Source organism: Clostridium sp., assembly GCF_036643715.1.
Lineage (GTDB): Bacteria > Bacillota > Clostridia > Clostridiales > Clostridiaceae > Clostridium.
Map to the genome: position 1 here is coordinate 1 of NZ_JAVXRL010000082.1, position 7,106 is coordinate 7,106.

Below are 7,106 nucleotides of genomic sequence, written 5' to 3' on the forward strand. Positions count from 1 at the left end.
ATATCCACATACTCCACATACAAATTTCTTCATAATTAATTCCTCCTAATTTATATACACATTTTTATTCATTTAAATATTTTCTAATTTATCTTGTTTGTTTTCTTTTTGTTTTGCTTCTTTCTACATTTATTATTATATAATAATAATTATCCGTTGTAAACACTTTTTTTCTATTTTTCGATTTTTTTTTTATGACATTCAAAATAAATCATAAAAAAAAGAAGAGTAAAATAATTTTACTCTTCTTCGTTTATATATTAGTAGTATAAATTTTGTGTTGGATACTCAGCATCAGATGTTACATCTATTCCAAGTTTTCTAAATGTTTGCTCATCATTATTACTTATTATTGTAGTAGAATGTGCTTGAGCTCCTTTAAGCATTGGTAACTTCTCTAATGCAACTTGAGCCATTGGGTTCGTTGCAGCACATATGCTAAGTGCCATAAGAACCTCTTCTGAATTAAGAGCTGGTCTTTTAGACGCAAGTGTTTGTTCCTTTAAGTTTATAATTGGTTCTAATATTACTGGAGAAATTAAATGAATTTCATCTGAAATATTAGCAAAATGTTTAATTGCATTAATAACAACTGCAGCTGTTCCGTTCATTAAGTTAGAAGTTTTACCTGTAAGAATTGTTCCATCTTCTAATTCAATAGCTACTGCTGAGCATATTTCATTTTCATCTTTTTCAGTTTTAAGCATTTCTGATTTCTCTCTTGCTTTAATAACAACCTTTCTATCTTTTTCTTCAAGGTTTAATTCACTCATTATAAGACTTACTCTTTGGAATGTCTCTTTATCAACATATCCTTTTTTGTATTCTACTGCAGTCTTAAAGTATCTTCTTATAATTTCTTGTCTTGAAGCTTCTTTAACTACTTCATCATCAGTAATTCCAAATCCTACTCTATTAACCCCCATATCAGTTGGTGATTTATAAACTGATTCTTCTCCTGTTATCTTTTCTATTATTCTTTTAAGAACTGGAAAACTTTCAATATCTCTATTGTAATTTACAGCAACTTTATTATAAGCATCAAAATGGAATGAATCTATCATATTTACATCTCTAAGATCTACTGTTGCTGCTTCATAAGCTATGTTAAGTGGATGCTTAAGTGGAACATTCCAAACTGGGAAAGTTTCAAATTTTGAATACCCAGCAACTCTTCCATTTCTAAATTCATGATAAAGTTGACTTAAACATGTAGCAAGCTTTCCACTTCCTGGTCCTGGTGCAGTAACTACAACTATTGGTTTTGAAGTTTCGATATATGGGTTCTTACCATATCCTTCATCACTAACTATAGTATCAACATCTGTTGGATATCCTTTTGTAGCTCTATGCTTATAAACCTTAATTCCTCTTCTTTCAAGTTTGTTTATAAATATATTTGTAGCTGGTTGATCATCATATCTTGTTATAACAACACTATTTACATCTAAATCATAAGCTCTTAGTTCATCTATTAATCTTAAAACATCTAGATCATATGTTATACCAAAGTCACCTCTTATTTTATTTCTTTCTATATCACCTGAATAAACACATATTACCATTTCTACTTTTTCTTTTAGTTTATGTAATAATTTTATTTTAGCATTTTCATCAAAGCCTGGTAATACTCTTTTAGCATGAAGGTCTTGAAGTAATTTACCTCCAAATTCTAAATATAACTTATCATAATTATTTACTCTTTCTAATATATACTTAGATTGTTCTTCTAAATACTTTTTGTGATCAAATCCTACTTTCATAACTACTCCTTTATCTATTAAACTATTTATTTTTGCAATAAATATTATTATTACACAAATTTATCTTAAAGTAAATTTACAAACCCTAAATTTCTACATATTTTTTATTTTTTTATATACTATACTGTTTTCATAAAAATAAGCAAACCATAGTACATTTATAAAGAATATATAATAAATTGGTTCGCTAGCCGTAAATCCTTTCAAGCCTATAAGTGATAACAATCCTAATAATCCTATATATTTATATTTGTGATAATCCATAAAATAACCTCCTAAATTTATATATACTTATATTATATATAAATTTAGGGCTTTTTTGTTATTTTTGCAAATTTTAATTAAATGTATACTTATATTCTGGTCTACCTATATTCCCATAATCTATTGTTACTACAGCTTTATCTATACTTTCTAAGTAATCAACGTACTTTTTTATAGTAACATTACTTACACCAGTTTTTTCTGAAATTTGCCTTATTGTCCAATACTCTCTTTTTTCTTCTTCAATTATTTCATAAATCTTATTTAAAGTTTTTTTGTTTATCCCTTTAGGTAAACTTTCTCCATTGCTTTTTATTACTTCCTCTTGAGAATATAATTTATCTAAGTCTTTTTGAACAATTTTTTTTGTTTCAAATAGTTCTAATTTCTTATTATACTTTTCTATTGCTTCCTTGAACCGTTCAAATTCAAATGGCTTTATTAAATAATCAACAGCACCATATGCAAAAGCTTTTCTAATATCATCTGACGAATCTGCAGCAGTCATCATTATAACTTCAGTTACATATCCAAGTTCTCTAACACTTCTTAAAATATCTATCCCGTTTTCCTTCGGAAGATATACATCCATTAATATAAGTGCTACATCTTCCTTATTTAAGAATTGTATTAAACCTTCTTTATTTGCAACTGTTCCTATAACTTTAAATCCATTAATCATCTCCACATATCTTTTGTTTATCAAAGCTACCATAGGATCATCTTCAACAATAACAACATTCTTCATAAGTTAACCTCTCCTTTTCAATGTAATTTTAAACTTCTTTAGCTTTCTATACTCTTTTATCTCAATATTTCCTCCATATAAGTCAACTCTTCCTTTTACAGTAGATAATCCAATTCCTCTATCAACACCTTTTGAACTAACACCATTTTTGAATAGTCTATCTTTTATATCAATTTCTATCTTTTTACCATTATCACTTACTTCAATTATTACATTTTCTTCATCCTCATAAAGATATACTTCTACTAATCCACTACCTTCTTTTTCTAAACAAGCATCAAACGCATTTTCTATTAAATTTCCAAGTATAGTAATTAAATCTACAGATGATATATTTCCATGACTCTCTTTCATATACGATTTATCATTTACTCTCATTAATATATTTTTTTCATCTGCGATAAACCTTTTACTAATTAACATAGCGCTTATAAAATTATCGTTTATATTCGCTACTCTAGTTGATTGCTTTAACACCTCATCTTGGCATTCCGCTATGTACTTCTTAGCTTCTTCATATTCCTCAATATTTATAAGCCCTAGTATTACATGAAGCTTATTTTTAAATTCATGAACATTAGCTCTTATATTTTTAAGAACTTCATCTATTCCTGTTATTTCTCTTGCTACTCTATTTATATCTTCTCCTCTAACTAATGTTATTAACGCACCTAACTCTCTATTATTATCTTTTATGAATCCAAGATTTATAAAAGTTTTTTCTCCACATATATTAAACTCTTTCATAACTATCTCTTCATTCATTTCTATATATGGATCTATTTTCTCTATTAGTTCATCTATATTTAAATTTTCGAATATTTTTAAGCAATTATCATTTATTTCTAATATTTTATTATTTTTATCTATTGCTATTATTCCTTCTGAAATTGAATTTAATATTACTTTCTTTTCATTATAAAGTCTTGCTATTTCATCTGGCTCCATACCAAGCATTTCTTTTTTTATCTTCCTTGCAAATGTTTCTGATAAAAACATCGTAATTATTAATACTACTATAAATACAAATATACCAATTCCTATAACTCTATTTGTCAAAGCTTTAACATCACTTAAATATTTCCCAACCATTACGAATCCAACTTGTTTCCCATTATGAAATACAGGTTCAAAATATCTTAAAGTAACTCCCATAGAACCTTTCATTGTTGAATAATAGCTTTCCCCAAATTTTAGTACTCTTTCATTATCATTATTAACATACTTTTTACCTATTTGAGCTGTATCAAGATGTGAATACTTTTCACCAGTCATATCGCCAACAACTATAATATCAACATTTTCAAATTTATCCATATATTTTTTAACATAATTTTGGATCGAAAAATCATTTTTATGCTCACTAAGTTTATCTTGTACTGTAGGTGTACTCGATACAACAAACGCTGTTTCTTTTAAATCAGTTTCTATTACACTATTTATATCTTCAATTCTAAGCTTTAGAAAAAATGCACAAAATAATATTAATGGAATGGTAGCTATGAGCATACTTCTCTTTCTTATCCTTCTTTTAAAACTCATATTAATCCCTCCGTAAATATATATTATATCTTAAATAATATTTTCTACAATTATATTTTTATAATTCAAAAAACTGCATAGACCAAAATAATCCCACAAAGTTTATTGTAAAAACTTTGTGGGACTATTAAAGTATATTATGCTATTGCATTTTTACATTCATTCTTTGTTAAGTATTCATTCATATTATCATAAGAAATACTAATCATATTTGTTAAAGCTTCATCTGTATATGAGCCAATATGAGGTGTTAATAATACTCTTGGATACATGTTCATAAGTTTTTCAACATTTTTATCTTCAATTTCTTCACCGCTTATATTCTTGAAGAAGTATTTACTTTCATATTCAAGAACATCTGCACCAAAGCCTCCGATTTTTCCGCTTTCAAGTCCTCTAACTATTGCATCGATATCTTGTAGTTCTCCTCTTGCAGTATTTAGAAGAATTGCACCATCTTTCATTTTTGATACGAAATCATCATTTATGAAATGGTAATTTACGCCTTGGATGTATGGCATGTGAACTGATATTATATCTGAACTATTTAATAATTCTTCTTCACTTACAAACTCAACTACTTCTTTTGCTGCATCACTTTGGAATACATCATAAGCTATAACTCTAGCTCCTAATCCTTTGAAAAGCTTAGCTGTTGTAAGTCCTATTTTACCTGCTCCAATTATTCCAACTGTACAGTTTCTAACTTCTTTACTAAACATTGTAGCATCTATTGTAAAATCTCTCTTTGTTGTTCTATTAAGAGTGTATGCTGTATGTCTAAGTAACATCATTCCTAAAGTAACTGCAAGTTCTCCTATAGCATTTGGTGAATATCCAGGAACTCTTGCTGATTGTAATCCAAGTTCTTTTACAGCTTCTAAATCAACATGATTAAATCCAACTGTTCTTGTTAAAACATATTTTAGTCCATGTGAACTTAATAATTCTAAGTTTTGTCTATCTGCCATACAGTTACCTCTAACCATTATAGCTTCTGCCCCTATAGCCTCTTTAACATTTTCATGATTTAATCCTTTTTCTACAAGTTTTAAATCATAACCATATTTATTTAATTTATTGAAAAATTCAACTTCTGTTTCTCTTACTCCAAAGCAAACTAATTTAATTGACATAATTTAGCCATCTCCTTTTTTCCTATTACTTATACAAATAAGCCTAAGTTTTTAATTACTTCTAATATAACTATCCAACATGGCATAGCTACTACTGCAACTATAGTTGATAGTAATGAACAATTTGATGATAATAATGATTCTTTGTCAAAGCTTATTGCATAAGCTGCTGCAACTGTTGCAGTTGGTGTAGCCATCATTATTACAACTGTAGCTAGTCCTATATATGAAATTGGTAATATACCAGTTACATTTAATACGTATAGTATTACTATATTTATAAATGGAACTAAGATTACTTTTTGTATACTATATATCCATGAATCTTTTGATGACATTGCATCCTTAAATGGAATTGTTGCAAGTTTAGCTCCAATTGCAAGCCATGCAAGTGGTGAACATAATGAACTTAAGTAAGTTAATGGTTTAAATAACCATGGTAATGTTTGATCTATTCTTAAGAATGCATACTCTTTTACGCCTTCTTTAGTATGTACAGCAACTTGTGGTAGTGAATCTTGGAATAACCATATGAATAATCCTACAAATGTTGCAATTATAATTGGGTTTAAGAACATTTCTTTTACATTTTTCTTAAAATTAGTCTTGTCCATTTTTACGCCAGACATCTTTATGTATCCGTATGAATAAAGGAATACTCTATATGCTATGTTAAATATTGATGCATACATAACTCCTACTGCTCCATAAACAGCTTGTACGATTGGTGTTCCAAAGAAAGTAGTTGATCCAAACACAGTTAAAACTCTAAGAGTATCTTGCTTGTCTCCCTTGTACTTTGAGTACATTAATTTAGTTACAAAAATAAGAAGTATGTATATTACAAATCCCCATATTAAAAGGTTAATTCCTTCTTGCATACTTTCTTTGTCTATATCAACTAAGAAAGATTTTAAAGCAAGTGCTGGAATTGCAACTGATAAAACAACTTTAGTTAATATTTGTGATGCTCCATCATTAATTATGTTTTTCTTTCTTAAATAAAATCCTAAGAAAATAATTGCTATTGATGAAAATATTGCACCAATAATAGCGTTGTCTGTTATTGTTTTTAATAAAATACTTAAAATATCCACTTATAATTCCTCCGTTTACTGTTTTTATTCTTTTGTTATTTCTTTCACATTTATGTTATATCATTAACGATTATCAAACAATTATTTTTAAATTTCTAAAGAGTTATTTAACTTAATTAAGTAAAACCTTATACTTTTCATAGGTTAATTAAATTAAATAACCATTTTATTGTTAATTTTTAATCAATATTAAGCAAAAAAATTAGAAGCTTTAAAAAGCTCCTAATATATTTATTATAAAATTATTTTTCAAATCGTCCTGAACAATATTATTAATCGTAACTTTAGAATCAATAGCAGTATATTCTAATATAGGATCCGTTATATAAGCTAATGTATCTAAATATAACCGCTCTCCACTAATTATATTTATAATCAATTCCTTTTGGACACTTAAATTTCGGTATTCTTTTAAAACAGATATAACACAGTTTCCTAAATTGTTAATATCCCCTTTACTCGAAAAATAAATATTACATTTACTTATATCCTTCTCTAGATATAGTTTTTTAAAATATACTTTTAAAACGTAGTTAATTAAAATCTTAGTATCTAC

Annotated in this window: 7 protein-coding genes; all 7 read right to left on the bottom strand. The window is 27.2% G+C overall.

Annotated elements, in window-relative coordinates; genetic code table 11:
• Positions 1–260 precede the first annotated feature (260 nt).
• Entirely contained in the window at positions 261–1,763 is a 1,503-nt protein-coding gene (locus RSF37_RS14490; RefSeq protein ID WP_332565094.1) for a DUF1846 domain-containing protein, read from the bottom strand.
• A 93-nt stretch (positions 1,764–1,856) separates the two neighbouring features.
• Positions 1,857–2,027: a DUF3796 domain-containing protein gene (locus tag RSF37_RS14495; protein WP_332565095.1), complete on the bottom strand. Its 171-nt coding sequence runs from the start codon at positions 2,025–2,027 to the stop codon at positions 1,857–1,859.
• A gap of 73 nt (positions 2,028–2,100) precedes the next feature.
• The gene (locus tag RSF37_RS14500; protein ID WP_332565096.1) at positions 2,101–2,775 is read right to left on the bottom strand and encodes a response regulator; all 675 of its coding nucleotides are present in this window, start codon (positions 2,773–2,775) and stop codon (positions 2,101–2,103) included.
• A gap of 3 nt (positions 2,776–2,778) precedes the next feature.
• Positions 2,779–4,317, bottom strand: a complete 1,539-nt coding sequence (locus RSF37_RS14505) for an ATP-binding protein (RefSeq protein WP_332565097.1) — start codon at positions 4,315–4,317, stop codon at positions 2,779–2,781.
• Positions 4,318–4,454: 137 nt separating this feature from the next.
• Positions 4,455–5,453: a 2-hydroxyacid dehydrogenase gene (locus RSF37_RS14510; protein WP_332565098.1), complete on the bottom strand. Its 999-nt coding sequence runs from the start codon at positions 5,451–5,453 to the stop codon at positions 4,455–4,457.
• A 29-nt stretch (positions 5,454–5,482) separates the two neighbouring features.
• Complete coding sequence (locus RSF37_RS14515) at positions 5,483–6,550, bottom strand: AEC family transporter (protein ID WP_332565099.1); 1,068 nt, start codon at positions 6,548–6,550, stop codon at positions 5,483–5,485.
• Positions 6,551–6,761: 211 nt separating this feature from the next.
• A partial coding sequence (locus RSF37_RS14520) for a hypothetical protein (protein WP_332565100.1) occupies positions 6,762–7,106 on the bottom strand: 345 nt, incomplete at its 5' end.

Coding starts and splice junctions, on each gene's coding strand:
- RSF37_RS14490 (WP_332565094.1), bottom strand. CDS start 1,763: ATGAAAGTAGGATTTGATCACAAAAAGTATTTAGAAGAACAATCTAAG.
- RSF37_RS14500 (WP_332565096.1), bottom strand. CDS start 2,775: ATGAAGAATGTTGTTATTGTTGAAGATGATCCTATGGTAGCTTTGATA.
- RSF37_RS14505 (WP_332565097.1), bottom strand. CDS start 4,317: ATGAGTTTTAAAAGAAGGATAAGAAAGAGAAGTATGCTCATAGCTACC.
- RSF37_RS14495 (WP_332565095.1), bottom strand. CDS start 2,027: ATGGATTATCACAAATATAAATATATAGGATTATTAGGATTGTTATCA.
- RSF37_RS14510 (WP_332565098.1), bottom strand. CDS start 5,453: ATGTCAATTAAATTAGTTTGCTTTGGAGTAAGAGAAACAGAAGTTGAA.